Source organism: Pseudomonas sp. GW823-FHT03E05 (assembly GCF_058796855.1).
Map to the genome: position 1 here is coordinate 52,251 of NZ_JBXAJB010000010.1, position 20,460 is coordinate 72,710.

Genomic DNA, 20,460 nt, shown 5'->3' on the forward strand with positions numbered 1-20,460 from the left:
TGGAGCTTGACCGTCCGTGCCCGTCCTGCGTCTACCGCTACTCCCTGCCGCCGCCGGCAAACAGCATTGGGGCAACTTGCCCGGTGCCGCCCTGAGCCTGGCCATCGCCGAAGCCGCCAGCGCTGCCAAGCGCTTCACCCTCCTGCTGACTGCCGACAGCCAAAGCGCTGACCGGCTGGAACAGGAGCTGAGCTTCTTCGCCCCGGATCTGCCGGTGCTGCATTTTCCTGACTGGGAAACCCTGCCCTACGACCTGTTCTCGCCGCACCAGGACATCATTTCCCAGCGCATCGCCAGCCTCTATCGGCTGCCGGAGCTGGAACATGGCGTGCTGGTGGTGCCGATCACCACTGCCCTGCACCGCCTGGCGCCCACCCAGTTCCTGCTGGGCAGCAGCCTGGTGCTGGACGTCGGCCAGAAGCTCGATGTGGAACAGATGCGCACCCGCCTGGAAGCCAGTGGTTACCGCTACGTGGACACCGTCTACGAACACGGCGAATTCACCGTGCGCGGCGCACTGATCGATCTGTTTCCCATGGGCAGCAAGCTGCCCTATCGCATCGACCTGTTCGACGACGAAATCGAGACCCTGCGCACCTTCGATCCGGAGAACCAGCGCTCCATCGACAAGGTCGACTCGGTGCGCCTGCTGCCGGCCAAGGAGTTCCCGCTGCAGAAAGAAGCGGTGACCCGCTTCAAGGCGCGCTTTCGCGAACGCTTCGATGTGGACTTCCGCCGCTGCCCGATCTTCCAGGACCTGAGCAGCGGGATTACCCCGGCCGGTATCGAGTACTACCTGCCGCTGTTCTTCGAAGAGACCTCGACCCTGTTCGACTACCTGCCTCAGGACACCCAGGTGTTTTCCCTGCCGGGCATCGAACAGGCCGCGGAAAACTTCTGGAACGATGTACGCAACCGCTATGAAGAGCGCCGCGTCGACCCTTCGCGCCCGCTCCTGCCCCCGGCCGAACTGTTCCTGCCAGTGGAAGACTGCTTCGCCCGGCTGAAGAACTGGCCGCGAGTGGTGGCCAGCCAGCAGGACATCGAGACCGGTGTCGGCCGCGAACGCTTCCCGGCCCACGAGCTGCCGAACCTGGCCATCGAAGCCAAGGCCAACCAGCCGCTGGCAGCACTTTCGGGCTTTCTCGACGAGTTCCCCGGGCGAGTGCTGTTCACCGCCGAATCCGCCGGCCGCCGGGAAGTGCTGCTGGAGCTGCTGGAGCGCCTCAAGCTGCGGCCCAAGACCGTCGACAGCTGGCCGGACTTCGTCGCCAGCAAGGAACGCCTGGCAATCACCATCGCCCCGCTGGACGAAGGCCTGGTGCTGGACGATCCGGCCCTGGCCCTGGTGGCCGAAAGCCCGTTGTTCGGCCAGCGAGTAATGCAGCGTCGGCGCCGGGAAAAGCGCGCCGATGCCAACAACGATGCGGTGATCAAGAACCTCACCGAGCTGCGTGAAGGTGCGCCGGTGGTGCACATCGACCATGGCGTCGGTCGCTACCTGGGCCTGGCCACCCTGGAAATCGACAACCAGGCCGCCGAGTTCCTGACCCTGGAATACGCCGAGGGCGCCAAGCTTTATGTGCCCGTGGCCAACCTGCACCTGATCGCCCGCTACACCGGCAGCGACGACGCCCTCGCGCCCCTGCATCGCCTAGGCTCGGAAGCCTGGCAGAAGGCCAAGCGCAAGGCCGCCGAACAGGTGCGCGATGTGGCTGCCGAACTGCTGGACATCTATGCCCGCCGCGCCGCCCGCGAAGGCTATGCCTTTGCTGACCCGAAGGCCGACTACGCCACCTTCAGTGCCGGCTTCCCCTTCGAGGAAACCCCGGACCAGCAGAGCACCATCGAAGCGGTGCGCGAGGACATGCTGTCGGGCAAGCCCATGGACCGCCTGGTATGCGGCGACGTGGGCTTCGGCAAGACCGAGGTGGCCATGCGCGCTGCCTTCATCGCAGTCCACGGCGGCAAGCAAGTGGCGATCCTGGTGCCCACCACCCTGCTCGCCCAGCAGCACTACAACAGCTTCCGCGACCGCTTCGCCGACTGGCCGGTGACCGTGGAAGTGATGAGCCGCTTCAAGTCCACCAAGGAAGTGAATGCTGCGGTGGCGGACCTGGCCGAAGGCAAGATCGACATCGTCATCGGCACCCACAAGCTGTTGCAGGACGATGTGAAGATCAAGAACCTGGGGCTGGTGATCATCGACGAAGAACACCGTTTCGGTGTCCGCCAGAAAGAGCAGCTCAAGGCGCTGCGCAGCGAAGTCGACATCCTGACCCTGACCGCCACGCCGATCCCGCGGACCCTGAACATGGCCGTCTCGGGCATGCGCGATCTGTCGATCATCGCCACCCCGCCGGCCCGGCGCCTGTCGGTGCGCACCTTCGTCATGGAACAGAACAAGAGCACGGTCAAAGAGGCCCTGCTGCGCGAACTGCTGCGTGGCGGCCAGGTGTACTACCTGCACAACGACGTGAAGACCATCGAGAAATGCGCCGCCGACCTGGCCGAACTGGTACCCGAGGCGCGGATCGGCATCGGCCACGGGCAGATGCGCGAACGCGAACTCGAACAGGTGATGAGCGACTTCTATCACAAGCGCTTCAACGTGCTGATCGCCTCGACCATCATCGAGACCGGCATCGACGTGCCCAGCGCCAACACCATCATCATCGAGCGCGCCGACAAGTTCGGCCTGGCCCAGTTGCACCAGTTGCGCGGTCGGGTCGGGCGCAGTCACCACCAGGCCTACGCATACCTCTTGACGCCACCGCGCCAGCAGATCACGCCGGACGCGGAAAAACGCCTGGAGGCCATCGCCAACACCCAGGACCTGGGAGCCGGCTTCGTCCTGGCCACCAACGACCTGGAGATCCGTGGCGCTGGCGAACTGCTGGGCGACGGCCAGAGCGGGCAGATCCAGGCCGTGGGCTTCACCCTCTACATGGAAATGCTCGAACGCGCGGTGAAGGCCATCCGCAAGGGCGAACAACCGAACCTCGACCAGCCACTGGGTGGCGGCCCGGAAATCAACCTGCGCCTGCCGGCACTGATTCCCGAGGACTACCTGCCGGACGTGCACGCGCGCCTGATCCTCTACAAGCGCATCGCCTCGGCCACGGACGAAGACGGCCTCAAGGACCTGCAAGTGGAGATGATCGACCGCTTCGGCCTGCTGCCGGAGCCGACCAAGAACCTGATCCGCCTGACCCTGCTCAAACTCCAGGCCGAGCAACTGGGGATCAAGAAGGTCGACGGCGGCCCACAAGGCGGCCGCATCGAGTTCGCCGCAGATACACCGGTAGACCCACTGGCCTTGATCAAACTGATCCAGGGCCAGCCCAAACGCTACAAATTCGAAGGCGCAACCCTGTTCAAGTTCATGGTGCCGATGGAGCGCCCGGAAGAGCGCTTTAATACATTGGAGGCACTGTTTGAGCGCCTCACCCCGAAATCTGCTTGAAGGACGCCCCATGCGCCTGTTCCGCTCCCTGACCCTGCTCGTGGCCCTGGTCGCGCCAACGGCCTTTGCCGATGACCTGTACCAGGTGGAAATGATCCTCGTACGGCAGAACGCCGAGCCGCTGATCGTCAGCCGTGCAGCCCCCGAAGACTGGGCCGCCGGCGCTCAACGGCTGAGCCCGGACAGCCTGCGCACCCCAGCCCTGGGCAGCATCGTGGAAAAGCTCGGCGCCAGCGGCAGCTACAGCGTGCTGTTGCACAAGGCCTGGCAACAGACCCTGGGGGAAACCCCGGTAAAGGTTGCCCTCAGCGATGGCCCGGAACAGTTCGGCCAGTTCCCCATCGAAGGCACCCTGAGCCTGAAGCTCGGGCGCTTCACCGATGTGGACGCGGACTTCTGGGTCAACCAGATCGACAGCAACGGCCTGGTCACCAGCAGCGAGCGCCTGAAACAGCAGAGCCATACCAAGAATGGCCAGCTCAACTACCTGGACAACGGCCACCTGGCGCTGCTGATCAAGATCACCTCGCTGACCGCACCGGCACCGCGCCCCGCTCCAACTGAAATTCCGGACTGATCGAAGTCCCTATGACCCCGCCCCTGACCAAACCCCTGGCCCCCTCCTGGGTCAACCGCTTCAAGGAACAAGCCTTGGAGCGTGGCCGGCGCTACGCCCTGGAAAAACGCGTGCGCATCGCCACGGCCGGAGACAGCGCTATCACCGCCAGTTGCGAAGGCTCCGGTGGCACTATGTACCGGCAGACCATCACCCTGCGCGAATCGAGCAAGGGCAACCTGCTGCTGATCGACGCCCACTGCACCTGCCCAGTACGCAGCAACTGCAAGCACATCGCTGCGGTGCTGCTACAAGTGGAGGAAACCCTGGCCTACCCGGCGGCAGTCCAGGACGCCGAACTGCTGGAAAAGCTCTCCGCAGTCCTCGACAGCCGTCGCCCCGCCGCCCTGCCCCAGGTACTGCTGGAGGACGTGCACCCGGTGCCGCGGCTGTGGCTGGCAAGCATCGAGTTCAGCGCCTTCGAACCGCGCAACGGCAAGATGCAGCGCTACATCCAGCACCGCGCCGCACTGTCGTTCAACTACAGGGGCGAATACGCCAGCGGGCAGAAGAACACCGATGTGATCATCCGCCAGGAACACCAGAGCCTGCGCATCAAGCGCCAGCCCGAGCTGGAACAGGGCTGGCGCGAGCAATTGCGAGGCCTGGGCTTCAAGATCGCCACCCGGCAGAGCAAGGCACTGCCGGAAAGCGCCGGCGAGCTGTTCGAGATGGTCAACGACAGCGCCTGGCTGACCTTCACCCTCAACGAACTGCCCAAGCTGCGCAGCCAGGGCTGGGAGCTGCAGATCGACGAGGGCTTCGGCTTCGACCTGACGGCGGTGGACGACTGGTACGCCAGTGTCGACGAGGCCCCGGGCCGCGACTGGTTCGACCTGGAACTGGGGATCATCGTCAACGGCGAGCGCTTGAGCCTGCTGCCGATTTTGCTCAACCTGATGCGCTCGCACACCGAGATCCTCAATCCGGAGCGCCTGGCCAAGCGCCGCGACGACGAGCTGATCCTGGTGAACATTCCCAATCGGCCCAACTCCCTGCATGGCCCGCTGCAAGTGGCACTGCCCTATGGCCGCCTGAAGCCGGTACTGGCAACCCTGGGCGAGTTCTATCTGCAAGAACCCGGCGATACCACCCTGCGCTTGAGCAGCGCCGACGCCACCCGCCTCAACCCGTTGCAGGACCTGCCACTGCTATGGGAAGGCGGCGAACACATTCGCACCTTCGCCCAGCGCCTGCGGGACATCCGCGACTACTCGGCACCGGCGCCCCAGGGCCTGAATGCCACCCTGCGCCCCTATCAGCTCGAAGGCCTGAGCTGGATGCAGTCACTGCGCCAGCTGGAAGTGGGCGGCATCCTGGCCGACGACATGGGCCTGGGCAAGACCCTGCAAACCCTGGCGCACATACTCAGCGAGAAGAACGCCGGGCGCCTGGACCGCCCCTGCATGGTGGTAATGCCCACCAGCCTGATTCCCAACTGGCTGGACGAGGCCGCGCACTTCACCCCGCAGCTCAAGGTACTGGCGCTGTATGGCGCCGGGCGCAAGAAACACTTCGCCCAGCTGGGCGACCATGACTTGCTGCTGACCACCTATGCGCTGCTGCCCAAGGACATCGAACTGCTGGCGGCCCAGCCCCTGCATGTGCTGATCCTCGATGAGGCGCAGTACATCAAGAATCCGTCGAGCAAGGCCGCCCAGGCCGCTCGGGAACTCAATGCCCGGCAGCGCCTGTGCCTGTCCGGCACGCCGCTGGAAAACCATCTGGGGGAGCTCTGGTCGCTGTTCCACTTCCTCTTGCCGGGCTGGCTCGGCGATGCCAAGAGCTTCAACCGTGACTACCGGGTACCGATTGAAAAGCACGCCAGCGAAGTGCGCCTGCAGCACCTCAACGGCCGGATCAAGCCCTTCCTGCTGCGCCGTACCAAGGAGCAAGTGGCCACCGAACTGCCGCCCAAGACCGAGATCATCCACTGGGTCGAGCTCAACGAGGCGCAGCGTGATGTCTACGAAACCATGCGCCTGGCCATGGACAAGAAAGTGCGCGACGAAATCACCCGCAAAGGTGTGGCGCGCAGCCAGATCATCATTCTTGAAGCCCTGCTCAAACTGCGCCAGGTGTGTTGCGACCTGCGCCTGGTCAACGACTCGCCACCCACACGGGGCAGCTCCTCAGGCAAGCTCGACAGCCTGATGGAAATGCTTGAAGAACTGTTCGAAGAGGGCCGGCGGATTCTGCTGTTCTCGCAGTTCACTTCGATGCTGAGCCTGATCGAGGCCGAGCTGAAACGGCGCAACATCGCCTACGCCTTGCTCACCGGCCAGACCCGGGACCGGCGCACTCCGGTACGGGACTTCCAGAGCGGCAAGCTGCAGATTTTCCTGATCAGCCTCAAGGCCGGCGGTGTCGGCCTCAACCTGACCGAAGCCGATACGGTGATTCACTACGACCCGTGGTGGAACCCGGCCACCGAGAGCCAGGCTACCGACCGCGCCTATCGCATCGGCCAGGAAAAGCCCGTGTTCGTCTACAAGCTGATTGCCCGAGGTACGGTGGAAGAAAAGATCCAGCACCTGCAGCAGGAAAAATCGGACCTGGCGGCAGGCGTGCTTGATGGGCGCAAGGCCGGTGACTGGAAGCTGCAGAGCGACGACATCGAAGCCTTGTTCGCCCCACTGCCGGACAACAAGGGCGGCCGCTGAGACCGGCCACGTGCGGGGGCATCCAGAATTGCCCGGAGCCCCCTTGCGAAGTCGTCAGTCGATCAACTGGGCATCCTTGAGGGCACCCAGCGCCGCCAACCAACGCGGATCCTGCTTGTACTCGATATTGGCGAAGGCCTGGCCACGCATCCGCGCGATGCGTGGCGAAGGCTGCACCTTGAGGCGCTGCACGGCACTCAGGGCCAGCTCGGCGGCAGCACGGTCATTGCATACCAGCCCCATGTCGCAACCGGCGGTCAGCGCCGCTTCGATCCGGCTTGCCGCGTCCCCGACGACATGGGCGCCGGCCATGGACAGGTCATCGCTGAAGATCACCCCGTCAAATTGCAGCTCGCCACGCAGGATGTCCTGCAACCAGTAGCGCGAGAAGCCGGCCGGTTGAGGGTCGACTTGCGGATAGATGACGTGCGCAGGCATCACTGCCGCCAACCGCTTGCTCAGACGAGCAAAGGGCAGTAGGTCCTTGGCACGGATTTCATCCAGACTGCGCTCGTCATTGGGGATCGCCACATGAGAGTCGGCCTCGGCCCAGCCGTGCCCGGGAAAGTGCTTGCCGGTAGCGGCCATGCCGGCGCTGTTCATACCGCGGATAAACGCACCGGCGAGCAACGCCGCCTGCTCGGGGTCGCCCTCGAAAGCCCGGCTGCCCACCACCGCGCTGCGCTGGTGATCGAGGTCCAGTACCGGGGCGAAGCTCAGGTCCAGCCCCACCGCCAGGACCTCGGTGGCCATGACCCAGCCACACTGCTCGGCCAGGTACTCGGCATTCGGATTGTCGGCCAGGGCACGCATGGCCGGCAGGCGCACAAAGCCCTGGCGCAGACGCTGCACCCGGCCGCCCTCCTGGTCCACGGCCAACAACAGGTCCGGGCGAATCGCCCGAATCGCCGCGCACAGCTCCCGTACCTGGCGCGGATGTTCGATATTGCGGGCAAAGATGATCAACCCACCGACCTGCGGCTGGCGCAGGAGTTGGCGATCTTCGGCCGTCAGCCAGGTACCGGCGACGTCCACCATCAAAGAGCCTTGCAGGCCAGCAGTCATAGAAATTCCTTAAGCACTACGATGGCTTCCAGGCAACGCTGATCGAGCCGCATCCGCATGGATGCAGCCGGGCCGAGCAGCATCGGCGCAGGGAAGGCACGGGATATAGAACGAGAATCGGCATGGGCGGCTAGCTTAGCGGATGTAAGCTGTCGCGCCCACCCGTGGGTCAGGCCTTGGCGGCTGCCGGGGCCGATTTGCTGCGCGGCTTGAGCTGGGCGCTGGCCATGGCTTCGTCGGTGACGCCGGTTTCGGCACGCATGCCGGCGGCGAGGAACGGCACCATCAGGCGCATCACCTGCTCGATGGAGGTATTGACCCCGAAATCGGTTTCGGCGATAGCCCGCAGCGCCTTGATCCCGGACATGCTGAACGCGGCAGCGCCGAGCATGAAGTGCACGCGCCAGAACAGCTCGATGGGCGGAATACGCGGCGCCGCTTCGTTGACCAGCAGCATGTAGCGGCGGAACACCTTGCCGTACATGTCCTCCAGATAACGCCGCAAGTGCCCCTGGCTCTGGCTGAACGCCAGCCCCAGCAGACGCATGAAGATCGACAGGTCGTTACCGCTGCGCGGCTGCACTACCAGGGCCTGCTCGACGAGGATTTCCAGCAGCTCTTCCAGGCTCGGCTTGTTCTCCGGCCTGGACTGACGGCGCTCAAGCTCACGATCGAGACTGATGCAGAACGGGCCGAGGAAACGCGAGAATACCGCCTGGATCAAGGCCTTCTTGGACCCGAAATGATAGTTGACCGCTGCCAGGTTGACCCCGGCCTTGCTGGTGATCAGCCGCAATGAGGTTTCGGCAAAACCTTTTTCCGCGAACAACTGCTCGGCAGCATCGAGAATGCGTTCAACGGTTTCCGACTGGGCCATGGCTACTCCGCCTGACAAACACTTGTTTGAAACATACGTTTCAGGCTTTGCAATGTCAAGCCTGCCGGCCTCTGCGCAAGCCGTCCGGCGCGCTATTTAATCACACCTGCCGGCCACTGTAGCCAGCCTTCGGCGCAGGATTGCGGCCCCTGGATGACAACCGCTCGGCCGCCACAGGCAAAAGGAGGATTGCCAAGCGACGTCCACTGTATATAATCCCAGTCACTGTATAAAAAGACAGAGCGATCGACATGCTAAAACTGACGCCACGCCAAGCTGAGATTCTGGCTTTTATCAAACGCTGCCTCGAAGACAACGGCTACCCGCCCACCCGTGCGGAAATTGCCCAGGAACTGGGATTCAAATCGCCCAACGCCGCTGAGGAACACCTCAAGGCCCTGGCCCGCAAAGGCGCCATCGAGATGACCCCGGGTGCCTCCCGCGGAATCCGCATTCCCGGCTTCGAAGCCAAGGCCGACGATACCCTGCCGATCATTGGCCGTGTCGCCGCCGGTGCACCGATCCTGGCCCAGCAGCACATCGAAGAGTCCTGCAATATCAACCCGACCTTCTTCCACCCTCGCGCCGACTACCTGCTTCGCGTCCATGGCATGAGCATGAAGGACATCGGCATCTTCGACGGCGACCTGTTGGCGGTACACACCACTCGCGAGGCCCGCAATGGCCAGGTCGTGGTGGCGCGCATCGGTGATGAGGTCACGGTCAAGCGCTTCAAGCGCGAAGGCAGCAAGGTCTGGCTGATTGCCGAGAACCCTGAATTCGCCCCCATCGAAGTCAACCTGAAAGATCAGGATCTGGTGATCGAAGGCTTGAGTGTCGGCGTCATTCGCCGCTAAAGGAGGCTCCATGCAGTTCCCCCACACACCACAGCAAGCACAACTGCCACTGTTCGAGGCGTTCCTGGCCCAGCCATTGGCGCCCGCCCTCAAGGAAGTGGTCGAATCGCCCTGGAACAAAGATCCAGAAGCCTTCAGCGAGCTGTCGTTACGCGGCGCCGCCGGGAACTGCCTGAACCTATTGGCACCGATCCTTCGGGAACTCAGCCAGGACCAGGACGCGCGCTGGCTGACACTGATCGCCCCGCCCTCCAGCCTGACCCAAAGCTGGCTACGGGACGCCGGCCTGAATCGCGAGGGGATCCTGCTGCTGCACCCCCGGGGTAATCAAAGCCCGCAACAGCTCGCCTGCGAGGCCCTGCGCCTGGGTCGCAGTCATACCGTAGTCAGCTGGTTGAACCCGTTGAGCGCCAGCGCCCGGCAACAGCTGATCAGCGCCGCACGGACTGGCGATGCGCAGAGCCTGAATATTCGCCTGGGATGAAACACCGGGAAAGCGTGGGATTTACGCTTGAATGACACAAGGCTTCTCCAGGATTGAGAAGCCGGAACAAATGCGACGGATGACCGGAGAAACCCGATAGACGGGCTCAGTGCAGAACCCGCGGGCCATCTTCCTTGTCAATTTCACCTTCAACCAGTCGACCGGCCATCTGTACGCCGACGCTCAACATGGCCTTGGCCACTTCCACGTGCTGACCTTGCAGAAAGGCTTTGGCATCCTCGGAGAAATCCAAAGTAACCAGAGAACCCTCGTCCTCAGCTCTGCGCAGCTCGATACGGCCGTCTGGCAACTCGACAATTTCTAGAAAGGACGTTGGCATAAAGGTCTGGTCTCCACGAAAGGGCGGGATTATATCAGTCATCACCCCCGCCCCGCTCAGGATCTTGCAGGGGGATCGTGCCCCCTCACCAGGAATTACTTCCCGATCCTTGCAATCAACACCTAGCCACACCGACCCCAAGCCCGCGCCAGCCCCCTTCAGAAATTCGGCTTGTATTCAAAACCTGCCGAGGCCTGGCTGTCGGAAAACGGCGTGATCAGCGACTTCTTCAGGGCCAACCGATTGACCAGGGAGCCGGGAAACATCTGAATGGAGTTGTTGAAGTGCTCCACATTCAGGTTGAACAGGGTAATCGCCCCACCGATATTGCCTTCCTGCTCGGCAACCTCGCGCATCAGGTTGCTCAACAACTCGACGGACTTGAGGTCGGGGTAGGCCTCAAACGCAAGATTCAAACCGCCCAGCAAAGCCTTGGCGCCCTGGTCTACCGACTTGAGCGCATCACCGTCGGCTGCGGATGGCAAGCTACCAATGGCACTACGCAGCCCAACGATCTTTTCCAGCAACTGGCTTTCGTAGGCCTGGAAGCCAGCCACTTGCGGCTCCAGCATGTCCAGCACCTTGATCCTCTGGCGCTGGTAGGTCAGCACATCCGACCAAGCCCGCTGGGCACGGTTATGCGCACCGACAATCTTGTTGTAGTGCACATAGGCAAGAACGCCCAAGGCAATCGCGATGACCAGCAACAACTCCATACTCTACTGCTCCATTTCATCAGTGACCTTCAGCGGAAGATCGAAATTGTTGTCGTGCAGCTCCGCCAACTCATGCACCAGGGCCAGCACCGGAAACAGGTTAGGCAACGGCAGGCCCTGCTCGATATTGGCGTAGAAGCTCGGCAGATCGTCAAACGTGCCCGGATCCTTGTAGGCCATGACCTCGGCATCATCGAAGCTCAGACATAAATGGCCCTCGCTGGAGAATTCCAGATTCACCTTTTTCAGCCGCCGACGAAGTTCCAGCAAGAAAGCCAGGGTGGTGGGCGTTGCGAACTTCGCGCAAGCCAGCTCACTATCACCGGTGAAATTGAAGCTTCTGTTGAAGTCATCGGAAGTGGTCTCAAAGACTTTGCGCTTCTTGCTCTTGGTATTTGGCAGATCACTGCGCACCATCACCCCTCTGACCCAAGGAAAGTCCACCACCAGGCTGAAGCGATCGAAACTCTCATAGACCCGCTCGCTCTCGCCATCGGATTTGCGTTTGTAGTGGGAGTTCACGTAACGCAGATGGTGGAAGACAAAGGACAACTGATGCCGCGGGCCCTGGTAGGTCCCCCTGGCTGAAGCCTCGATACGGCGGCTGTCATTGCCGCGATCATAGTCGTCGAACTCACTGCTCAGTTGCGCGAAACGCTCATCGGCGGTTCCGCCCGGGTCCCAAAGGCCGTTACTGAGGAATGAACACTTACGGGCTATTTTCTGCGGTAACTCGTCTAACACGGCTTTACGACCCATCCAGGTATACAAGGTGGCAAAACCCAGGCAGGCCGTCGCAAACCACATCAGCTCCACACCCGCCATGGCCGGGATCGCCGACACAATAGCCAGCATCAACAGCAGCCAGGACTGGGCATGATCGAACTCCAACCCTCCCCTGAAGGACTGGAGCCTGGCGATGACCCTCAATAGATCCTCGTTGCTCTTGGCTCGAGCCACCTCTGCATTGCTAGTGGCCAACAACTTCACCAACTCGGCATCGTGCTTGAGAAACTGCATTACATTTCCTTGATCAAGTTGCCAGCCTCAGGAACATCTGGAACAGCAGCAAGAGCATGGCTGTCATGCGACTGCGCCAACCGATGCACCAGCTCCAGCAGTGAATACAGCTTCGGCAACTCGATACCCGCCTTGATCCGCTCGCGAAAGACCGCCAGATCACTCAGCGAGCCCGGATCGGCATGGGCAATGATGTCCGCATTATCAAAGCTCAGACAGAGCCGCCCTTGACTGGAAAATTCCAGATTGACCCGGTAAAGGTGGCGTGAAAGCTCCATCAGGAGGTCCAGGGTTGCTGGCCTGGCGAAGTGTTCGCAACAGGCCTGATCATTACCGCGCAGTACAAAGACCTGGTCGAAATCCTCGCGACCGGTCTTGAACGGCTGCCCCGCCAATGACACTTCCAGGGGACTGGAGCGAACCGTAATCTCTGTCACCCACGGGAAATCCAGCACCAGGCTGTAGCGGTTGTACGTGTCGTAGACAGTGCGATAGCTGCCGCCGGCACCAGGCTCTTGCCTGGAATTGACGTACTGCAGATGGTGATACTCGAACGTCAAAGACTGGCGAGGCCCCTGGTAGACACCCAGGAGCGAGTCCTGGATATGGCGTCGCTCATTACCCCGCTGGTAATCGCTGAACTCGTTGTTCAGCCTTTTCAGGCGCCAGTCGGCACTGCTGTCGGACTCGCTCAAGCCATGATGAAACATTACACACTTGCGCACGATGCTTGCCGCCAGATCAGTCAAGGAGCCAGAGGCCCCTTTGCTGACGTAATAGCTAAAGAAACACAGAGCCAGAAACACCCAGAACATCCCGCCCATGCCGTCCATCAGCAGCGCGACAGCCAGGGAGGCAAACGCCAGGACCAGAAGCGTTATTGCCTGCACATGGTCGAATTCCAGACCGCCGGGGAATATCTCCAGCCTGTCGAGCACTTCCAGCAAGTCAGTATTGGACTGGGCACGAACCACTCGCACCCGGCAATCGTTCAGCAGGCGAAGCAGCGCCTGGTCACGCAAGAAGAACAGCATGAATCTTCCTTGATCAAATAGTCACGCCGCCAATCAAGCAGCGCTCAGGATCAACACTCGTTAAGGCCATCCCTGAAACGAATGGCCAGGGCCTTGAGGTTCTGCCGCCAGCTTTCCAGCTCTTCCCGACTCAGTGCCTGCTCGGGCTCCTCTTCATCCAGATTGACCGCAATAATCAGTGGCTGGGTTACATCGCCCTTGGGCTTGTGCGGCGCCTGTGGCGGCTGAAACAGCTCGCTGTAAGCAGACAGCAGTTGCGCCAGCCAGGTTTGCGGGCTGTGCGCCAATTCCACCAGCTCTGCCAGCTCGGGAATGGCAATGCTTTGCAGCACTTCACGATTGAGGATCTGCTCGACCCGGGCCGCATTGGCCTGCGGCAGCCGATAGAACCCGGCAATTTCATGGCACAGCCCCAGCAAGGCCCCGTACAGGTGGAACAGCACCGACTCGCGCCCCGCCTGGACCTGCGCCTGGGCATTCATGGCCCGCCCTTCCTCAGCGCGTGCCAGGGCTTCGAGCGACAGACCGGCAAAGTAGATTTTCTGATTGGTACGGGTATAGAGCTCATGGGCCATATGGGCAGCCTCCACTGCGAAAAGAGAACCAGATGCAGACGGCACAGTTTCAGGGATCACTCCAGCTTGCCGCAAGCAAAAGAAAGGCCGCATGCCCCCTTGAAGGAGTCATGCGGCCCTGTTGGTCGCTACACCGAGAAGCTAGCCCTCGGCAGGCCAAGCACTTAGCGCTTGTCTTCGACCTTCCATTTACCGCCGTCGTAGAAGGCACGCCAGCCGGTCGGCTTGCCGTCGACTTCGGTCTGCACGTACTGCTCCTTGGTCTTGCGGCTGTAACGCACCACCGCAGGGCGGCCGTCCGGGTCCTTCTGCGGAGCTTCGCAGAGGAAGTGGTACTTGGGATCGATCTCATCCTTGTGCGGGATCAGTTCCAGCACCAACGGCGCACGGGTCTCGCGGTTTTTCGGGAACTGACTGGCCGCCAGGAACAGGCCCGAAGCGCCATCGCGCAGGATGTAGGTGTCGTTGACCTTCTCGCACTTGAGCTCGGGCATCTTCACCGGGTCCATCTTCGGCGGCGCCGCGTCACCGCTTTTCAGCAGCTTGCGAGTGTTCTTGCAGGTCGGGTTGGTGCAACCGAAGAACTTGCCGAAACGGCCGGTCTTGAGCTGCATCTCGCTGCCGCACTTATCACACTCCAGGCTCGGGCCTTCATACCCCTTGATCCGGTAGCTGCCCTCTTCGATCTCGTAGCCGGCGCAATCCGGGTTGTTACCGCAGATGTGCAGCTTGCGCTTTTCGTCCAGCAGGTAGGCATCCATCGCCGTACTGCAGATCGGGCAACGATGCTTGCCGCGCAGCACCAGGGATTCGGACTCGCCCTCGTCATCCGCGGCGATCTCGTCGCCCGGCACCAGGTTGACGGTGGCCTTGCAACGCTCCTTGGGCGGCAGGCTGTAGCCCGAGCAGCCGAGGAACACGCCGGTGGAGGCGGTACGGATCTGCATCGGCCGGCCGCAGGTCTGGCATGGGATATCGGTCATTACCGGCTGGTTGGCGCGCATGCCGCTTTCGGCGCCCTCGGCTACTTCGAGCTTCTTCTTGAAGTCACCGTAGAATTCGTCGAGGACGTTCTTCCAGTCGCGCTCGCCCTGGGCCACGTCATCGAGATTCTCTTCCATGCCGGCGGTGAAGCCGTAGTCCATGAGATTGGAGAAGCTCTCGGAAAGGCGCTCAGTGACGATGTCGCCCATCTTTTCCGAATAGAAACGACGGTTGTGCAGGGTCACATAGCCGCGATCCTGGATGGTCGAAATGATTGCCGCATAGGTCGAAGGACGACCAATGCCGCGCTTTTCCATTTCCTTCACCAGGCTGGCTTCGGAGTAACGCGCCGGGGGCTTGGTGAAGTGCTGGCTCGGATCGAGCTTGATCAGCTTCAGCACTTCGCCCTGGGCCATTTCCGGCAGCACATCGTCATCGCCCGGCTTGGCCATCTGCGGCATGACCCGGGTGTAACCGTCGAACTTGAGGATGCGGCCCTTGGCACGCAGCTCGAAGTCGCCAGCGGCGACGCTGACGGTGGTGGACAGGTATTGCGCCGGCAGCATCTGGCAGGCGACGAACTGGCGCCAGATCAGCTCGTAGAGGCGCTCAGCGTCACGTTCCATGCCCGACAGCTTGCTTGGGTGGGTATTCACATCGGACGGACGAATCGCTTCGTGCGCCTCCTGGGCCCCTTCCTTGCTGCTGTAGACATTGGGCGAAGCCGGCAGGTACTTGTTGCCGAACTCGTCTTCGATATAGGTACGCGCCATCGCCACGGCATCGGCCGAGAGGTTGGTGGAGTCGGTACGCATATAGGTGATGTAGCCGGCTTCATACAGACGCTGGGCCATCATCATGGTCTTCTTCACCCCGAAGCCCAGGCGATTGCTCGCAGCCTGCTGCAGCGTGGAGGTGATGAACGGCGCCGATGGCTTGCTGCTGGTGGGCTTGTCTTCACGCTTGGCGACGCTGTAGGCCGAGGCCTTGAGCTTCTCCAGGGCGGCCATGGCCTGTGCTTCGTTGAGCGGCTTGAAGGCTTCACCGTTTTCACGGGCCACTTCAAAACGCACATTCGAGCCCTTGGCAGTGCCCAGGTCAGCGTGTACTTCCCAGTATTCTTCCGGGATGAAGGCACGAATCTCACGCTCGCGCTCCACCACCAGCTTCACGGCTACCGACTGCACGCGACCGGCAGACAGGCCACGGGCGATCTTCGCCCACAGCAGCGGCGAAACCATGTAGCCCACCACGCGGTCGAGGAAGCGTCGCGCCTGCTGGGCATTGACTCGATCAATGTCCAGCTCGCCCGGCTGGGAGAAGGCTTCCTGGATCGCCTTCTTGGTGATTTCGTTGAACACCACGCGCTTGTAGCGGCTGTCATCACCGCCGATGGCTTCCCGCAGGTGCCAGGCAATGGCTTCCCCTTCGCGGTCCAAGTCCGTTGCGAGATAGATGGTGTCGGCATCCTTGGCAAGGCGGCGCAGCTCTTCGATGACCTTTTCCTTGCCAGGGAGGATTTCGTACTTGGCTTTCCAGCCGTGCTCGGGATCGACGCCCATGCGCGACACCAGCTGCTTGCGAGCCTTTTCCTTCGGCGACAGAGCCGGGGCTTCGCCCGCAGCGGCCTTGCCACGCTTGGCGGCTGGCTCCTTGGCGGCACTTGCCGAACCGCTGGTGGGCAGGTCTCGGATATGGCCGATACTCGACTTCACCACGTATTGGTTACCCAAGTACTTGTTGATGGTCTTGGCCTTAGCCGGGGATTCCACAATGACCAGCGATTTGCCCATGGATCAGAAAATTCCTGAATTCGAGAAGTGAAAGGCGGTTGGCGCCTGACGCGGCACCGCTATATATAGTGGCAACAGGGTGAGGTCAAGCGCAGGGTACTGCGCGACCTGTACTCATGCCGGTGAAAAAAGACTGGGTTCGGCCTGCACCAAAGCAAAGCGCGGGACCTGCTCGCCGTCAACTTCGACCGACTCCAGGAACATGCTCAAGGGCCGCACCCAAAAGCCGTAATCCCCATACAGGGCTTGGTAGAACACCACTTCTTCTTCCGTTTCCGAGTGCCGCGCCACGCTGAAAACGCGGTACTGCGGCCCCTTGTAATGCTGATAGAGCCCGGGTTGTAACTGCATGCTCTGGCCCTCGTGCAATTTTTTCAAAATAAAGACAAACAAATCTTCAGAAAAACAAAAACCGGGGCACTGGGCCCCGGCTTCCATCAACCCAACGCTTAAACGCGTTCGAAGACGGTCGAGATACCCTGGCCAAGGCCGATGCACATGGTGGACACCCCGAAGGTGCCGCCATTCTGCTTCATGACGTTGAGCAGGGTCCCGGAGATACGTGCGCCGGAGCAACCAAACGGGTGACCCAGGGCGATCGCGCCGCCGTGCAGGTTAACCTTCTCGTTCATCTTGTCGAGCACTTTCAGATCTTTCAGCACTGGCAGGGCCTGTGCAGCGAAAGCTTCGTTGAGCTCGAAGAAGTCGATATCGTTGATGCCCAGGCCCGCGCGCTTCAGGGCTTTCTGCGTGGCCGGTACTGGACCATAGCCCATGATGGCCGGATCCACACCTGCAACGGCCATCGAACGAATCACCGCCATCGGCTGGATACCCAGGTCCTGGGCACGCTGGGCCGACATCACGATCATGCACGAGGCACCGTCGGTGATCTGCGACGAAGTACCGGCAGTCACGGTACCACCTTTAGGGTTGAACGCCGGCTTCAGGGCCGCCAGGCTCTCCAGGGTGGTCTCGGGACGGATGGTTTCGTCGTAGTCGAACAGTTTCAGGAAACCGTTCTCGTCGTAACCCTGCATCGGGATGATTTCATCCTTGAACTTGCCTTCCACAGTCGCCTTGTGGGCGAGCTGGTGGGAGCGCACGCCAAAGGCGTCCTGCTGCTCACGGGTGATGCCGTGCATCTTGCCCAGCATCTCGGCGGTCAGGCCCATCATGCCGGAGGCTTTGGCTGCGTACAGGGACATGTGCGGGTTCGGATCGACACCGTGCATCATGCTCACGTGGCCCATGTGCTCGACGCCGCCGACCACGAACACGTCACCGTTGCCGGTCATGATCGCTTGCGCGGCAGTGTGCAAAGCACTCATGGACGAGCCACACAGGCGGCTGACGGTCTGGCCGGCCGAGGTGTGCGGGATCTGGGTCATCAGCGACGCCATGCGTGCGATGTTCCAGCCCTGCTCCAGGGTCTGGTTGACGCAGCCCCAGATCACGTCCTCGACTTCCGCCGGGTCGACCTTGGCGTTGCGCTCCAGCAGTTTGCTGATCAGGTGCGCCGACATGTCTTCGGCGCGGGTGTTGCGGTGCATGCCGCCCTTGGAGCGGCCCATCGGAGTACGACCGAAGTCGACAATCACGACGTCTCTAGGATTCAAGCTCATATGTTCACTCTCGCTCTAGTGTGGGCGCTTAACCGAAGAAGCTCTGGCCGTTCTTGGCCATTTCACGCAGCTTCGCGGTCGGGTGGTACAGCGCGCCCAGATCGGCGTACTGGTCGGCCAGGGCAACGAACTCGGCAACACCGATGGAATCGATGTAGCGCAGCGCACCGCCACGGAATGGAGGGAAACCAATGCCGTAGACCAGGCCCATGTCAGCTTCGGCAGCGGTTTCAACGATGCCGTCTTCCAGGCAACGAACGGTTTCCAGGCACAACGGGATCATCATCCAGTTGATGATGTCTTCGTCGGTGACTTCACGCTGCTCGTAGACAATCGGCTTGAGCACTTCCAGCACCGACGGATCGGCCACCTTCTTTTGCTTGCCCTTCTTGTCGGTTTCGTAGGCGTAGAAGCCCTTGCCATTCTTCTGGCCCAGGCGCTTGGCTTCGTAGAGCACGTCCACGGCCGAGCGGCGATCGTCCTTCATGCGATCCGGGAAGCCTTCGGCCATGACATCGCGACCGTGGTGGCCGGTGTCGATGCCGACCACGTCCATCAGGTACGCCGGGCCCATTGGCCAGCCGAATTTCTCCATGATCTTGTCGATGCGCACGAAGTCCACACCGGCGCTGACCAGCTTGGCGAAACCGCCGAAGTACGGGAACAGCACGCGGTTGACCAAAAAGCCCGGGCAGTCATTGACCACGATCGGGTTCTTGCCCATTTTCTTGGCGTAGGCAACGGTGGTGGCAACGGCCAGCTCGCTGGACTTCTCGCCACGGATCACTTCCACCAGCGGCATCATGTGCACCGGGTTGAAGAAGTGCATGCCGACGAAGTTTTCCGGACGCTTGAGGGCCTTGGCCAGCAGGCTGATGGAAATGGTCGAGGTGTTGGACGCCAGGATGGTGTCCTCCTTGACCTGGCCTTCCACTTCAGCCAGCACGATCTGCTTGACCTTGGGGTTCTCGACCACGGCTTCAACCACCAGGTCGACGTTGCCGAAGTCACCGTAGGACAGGGTCGGACGAATGCCGTTGAGCACTTCAGCCATCTTCGCGGCGGTCATGCGGCCTTTGTCAACGCGGCCCACCAGCAGTTTCGCGGCTTCCGCCAGACCCTGCTCGATGCCGTGTTCGTTGATGTCCTTCATCAGGATCGGCGTGCCTTTGGAGGCCGACTGGTAGGCGATGCCGCCACCCATGATACCGGCGCCGAGTACGGCGGCCTGCTTCACGTCCTTGGCGATTTCGTCGTAGGCCTTGGCCTTTTTCTTCAGTTCCTGATCGTTCAGGAACAGGCCGATCAGGCTTTGCGCAGCAGAGGTCTTGGCCAGTTTGACGAAGCCGGCGGCCTCTACTTCCAAGGCTTTGTCGCGGCCAAAGTTGGCGGCTTTCTGAATGGTCTTGATCGCTTCGACCGGTGCCGGGTAGTTCGGGCCAGCCTGGCCGGCCACGAAACCTTTGGCGGTTTCGAAAGCCATCATCTGCTCAATGGCGTTGAGCTTGAGCTTTTCCAGCTTAGGCTGGCGCTTGGCCTTGTAGTCGAACTCGCCGGAAATGGCGCGCTTGACCAGCGCCAGAGCGGCGTCCTTGAGTTTGTCGGGAGCAACCACGGCGTCGACGGCACCGACTTTCAGCGCGTCTTCAGCACGGTTTTCCTTGCCGGCGGCAATCCACTCGATGGCGTTGTCGGCACCGATCAGGCGCGGCAGGCGCACGGTACCGCCGAAGCCCGGGTAGATGCCCAGCTTGACTTCCGGCAGGCCGATCTTGGCACTGGCAGCCATGACGCGGTAGTCCGCCGCCAGGCACATTTCCAGGCCGCCGCCCAGGGCGATGCCGTTGATCGCGGCAACGGTTGGCACGTTGAGGTCTTCGAAATCGCTGAAGATCTTGTTGGCTTCGAGGTTGCCTGCCACCAGCTCCGCATCCGGCAGCTTGAAGTTGTCGACAAACTCGGTGATGTCGGCGCCGACGATGAACACGTCCTTGCCGCTGCTGACGATCACGCCCTTGATCGAAGCATCTGCCTTGATGGTGTCAACAGCCTGACGCAATTCGTTCAGGGTTAGACGGTTGAACTTGTTGACGGACTCACCCTTGAGGTCGAAATTCAATTCGACGATGCCACTTTCAAGAGCCTTAACCGTGATGGCTTTACCTTCGTAAATCATCAACTGATCTCCACGATATGGAAGCTGAACAGTACACGTCGGACGCTGACTTCTGGCATGGCACTAACGTCACCGTCGATGCTAACGCCAATCCGCCAGGCACACCCGCCAACGCGATAGTCGGGATTCTGTATAGAGCCGCCTGCGATGCAAACGCTCATTTCATACG

At 61.5% G+C, this 20,460-nt stretch carries 16 protein-coding genes; 5 read left to right on the top strand and 11 right to left on the bottom strand.

Going from position 1 to position 20,460, the window contains the following annotated elements; genetic code table 11:
- Nucleotides 1-16: 16 nt before the first annotated feature.
- The 3 genes from mfd to AC1RCO_RS29850 are packed head-to-tail and all read left to right on the top strand — an operon-like array spanning nt 17 to nt 6,745.
- Nucleotides 17-3,466, top strand: coding sequence for a transcription-repair coupling factor (mfd, locus tag AC1RCO_RS29840; RefSeq protein ID WP_011060274.1), 3,450 nt, complete (start codon nt 17-19; stop codon nt 3,464-3,466).
- Nucleotides 3,467-3,476: 10 nt separating this feature from the next.
- The gene (locus AC1RCO_RS29845) at nt 3,477-4,043 is read left to right on the top strand and encodes a CsiV family protein (protein ID WP_011060273.1); all 567 of its coding nucleotides are present in this window, start codon (nt 3,477-3,479) and stop codon (nt 4,041-4,043) included.
- Nucleotides 4,044-4,054: 11 nt separating this feature from the next.
- Nucleotides 4,055-6,745, top strand: coding sequence for an SNF2-related protein (locus AC1RCO_RS29850; RefSeq protein WP_492618331.1), 2,691 nt, complete (start codon nt 4,055-4,057; stop codon nt 6,743-6,745).
- 54 nt (nt 6,746-6,799) lie between these two features.
- Here AC1RCO_RS29850 and nagZ read toward each other — a convergent pair whose 3' ends face one another.
- Together nagZ and AC1RCO_RS29860 are read right to left on the bottom strand one after the other, a co-directional pair.
- Complete coding sequence (gene nagZ, locus AC1RCO_RS29855) at nt 6,800-7,798, bottom strand: beta-N-acetylhexosaminidase (protein WP_171053488.1); 999 nt, start codon at nt 7,796-7,798, stop codon at nt 6,800-6,802.
- Between the two features lie 181 nt (nt 7,799-7,979).
- Entirely contained in the window at nt 7,980-8,687 is a 708-nt protein-coding gene (locus AC1RCO_RS29860) for a TetR/AcrR family transcriptional regulator (RefSeq protein ID WP_011060270.1), read from the bottom strand.
- Nucleotides 8,688-8,938: 251 nt separating this feature from the next.
- Here AC1RCO_RS29860 and lexA point away from each other — a divergent pair, with 251 nt between their 5' ends.
- Both lexA and sulA read left to right on the top strand, forming a co-directional pair.
- A complete protein-coding gene (gene lexA, locus AC1RCO_RS29865) occupies nt 8,939-9,544 on the top strand; it encodes a transcriptional repressor LexA (RefSeq protein ID WP_011060269.1) in 606 nt (201 codons plus the stop codon).
- Nucleotides 9,545-9,554: 10 nt separating this feature from the next.
- Entirely contained in the window at nt 9,555-10,028 is a 474-nt protein-coding gene (gene sulA / locus AC1RCO_RS29870; protein WP_011060268.1) for an SOS-induced cell division inhibitor SulA, read from the top strand.
- Nucleotides 10,029-10,134: 106 nt separating this feature from the next.
- Here the strand turns inward: sulA and AC1RCO_RS29875 are convergent, their stop codons facing one another.
- The 9 genes from AC1RCO_RS29875 to fadB all read right to left on the bottom strand — a co-directional run bounded on the left by AC1RCO_RS29875 (nt 10,135) and on the right by fadB (nt 20,291).
- Entirely contained in the window at nt 10,135-10,368 is a 234-nt protein-coding gene (locus AC1RCO_RS29875; RefSeq protein ID WP_011060267.1) for a hypothetical protein, read from the bottom strand.
- 158 nt (nt 10,369-10,526) lie between these two features.
- Nucleotides 10,527-11,084, bottom strand: a complete 558-nt coding sequence (locus tag AC1RCO_RS29880; RefSeq protein WP_492618332.1) for a LemA family protein — start codon at nt 11,082-11,084, stop codon at nt 10,527-10,529.
- A gap of 3 nt (nt 11,085-11,087) precedes the next feature.
- The gene (locus tag AC1RCO_RS29885; RefSeq protein ID WP_019095698.1) at nt 11,088-12,104 is read right to left on the bottom strand and encodes a hypothetical protein; all 1,017 of its coding nucleotides are present in this window, start codon (nt 12,102-12,104) and stop codon (nt 11,088-11,090) included.
- Nucleotides 12,104-13,138, bottom strand: coding sequence for a hypothetical protein (locus tag AC1RCO_RS29890; protein ID WP_492618333.1), 1,035 nt, complete (start codon nt 13,136-13,138; stop codon nt 12,104-12,106). The genes AC1RCO_RS29885 and AC1RCO_RS29890 overlap by 1 nt, the downstream gene beginning before the upstream one ends.
- A 50-nt stretch (nt 13,139-13,188) precedes the next feature.
- Entirely contained in the window at nt 13,189-13,713 is a 525-nt protein-coding gene (locus tag AC1RCO_RS29895) for a DUF6586 family protein (protein ID WP_123430285.1), read from the bottom strand.
- A 164-nt stretch (nt 13,714-13,877) separates the two neighbouring features.
- Nucleotides 13,878-16,490, bottom strand: coding sequence for a type I DNA topoisomerase (gene topA / locus AC1RCO_RS29900; protein WP_011060262.1), 2,613 nt, complete (start codon nt 16,488-16,490; stop codon nt 13,878-13,880).
- A 114-nt stretch (nt 16,491-16,604) separates the two neighbouring features.
- Nucleotides 16,605-16,841 carry a DUF1653 domain-containing protein gene (locus AC1RCO_RS29905; RefSeq protein WP_019093731.1) on the bottom strand — a complete coding sequence of 79 codons (237 nt, stop codon included), beginning with the start codon at nt 16,839-16,841 and terminating at the stop codon, nt 16,605-16,607.
- A gap of 98 nt (nt 16,842-16,939) precedes the next feature.
- Nucleotides 16,940-18,115, bottom strand: a complete 1,176-nt coding sequence (fadA, locus tag AC1RCO_RS29910; RefSeq protein ID WP_011060261.1) for an acetyl-CoA C-acyltransferase FadA — start codon at nt 18,113-18,115, stop codon at nt 16,940-16,942.
- Nucleotides 18,116-18,143: 28 nt separating this feature from the next.
- Nucleotides 18,144-20,291: a fatty acid oxidation complex subunit alpha FadB gene (gene fadB, locus AC1RCO_RS29915; protein WP_011060260.1), complete on the bottom strand. Its 2,148-nt coding sequence runs from the start codon at nt 20,289-20,291 to the stop codon at nt 18,144-18,146.
- Nucleotides 20,292-20,460: the final 169 nt, after the last annotated feature.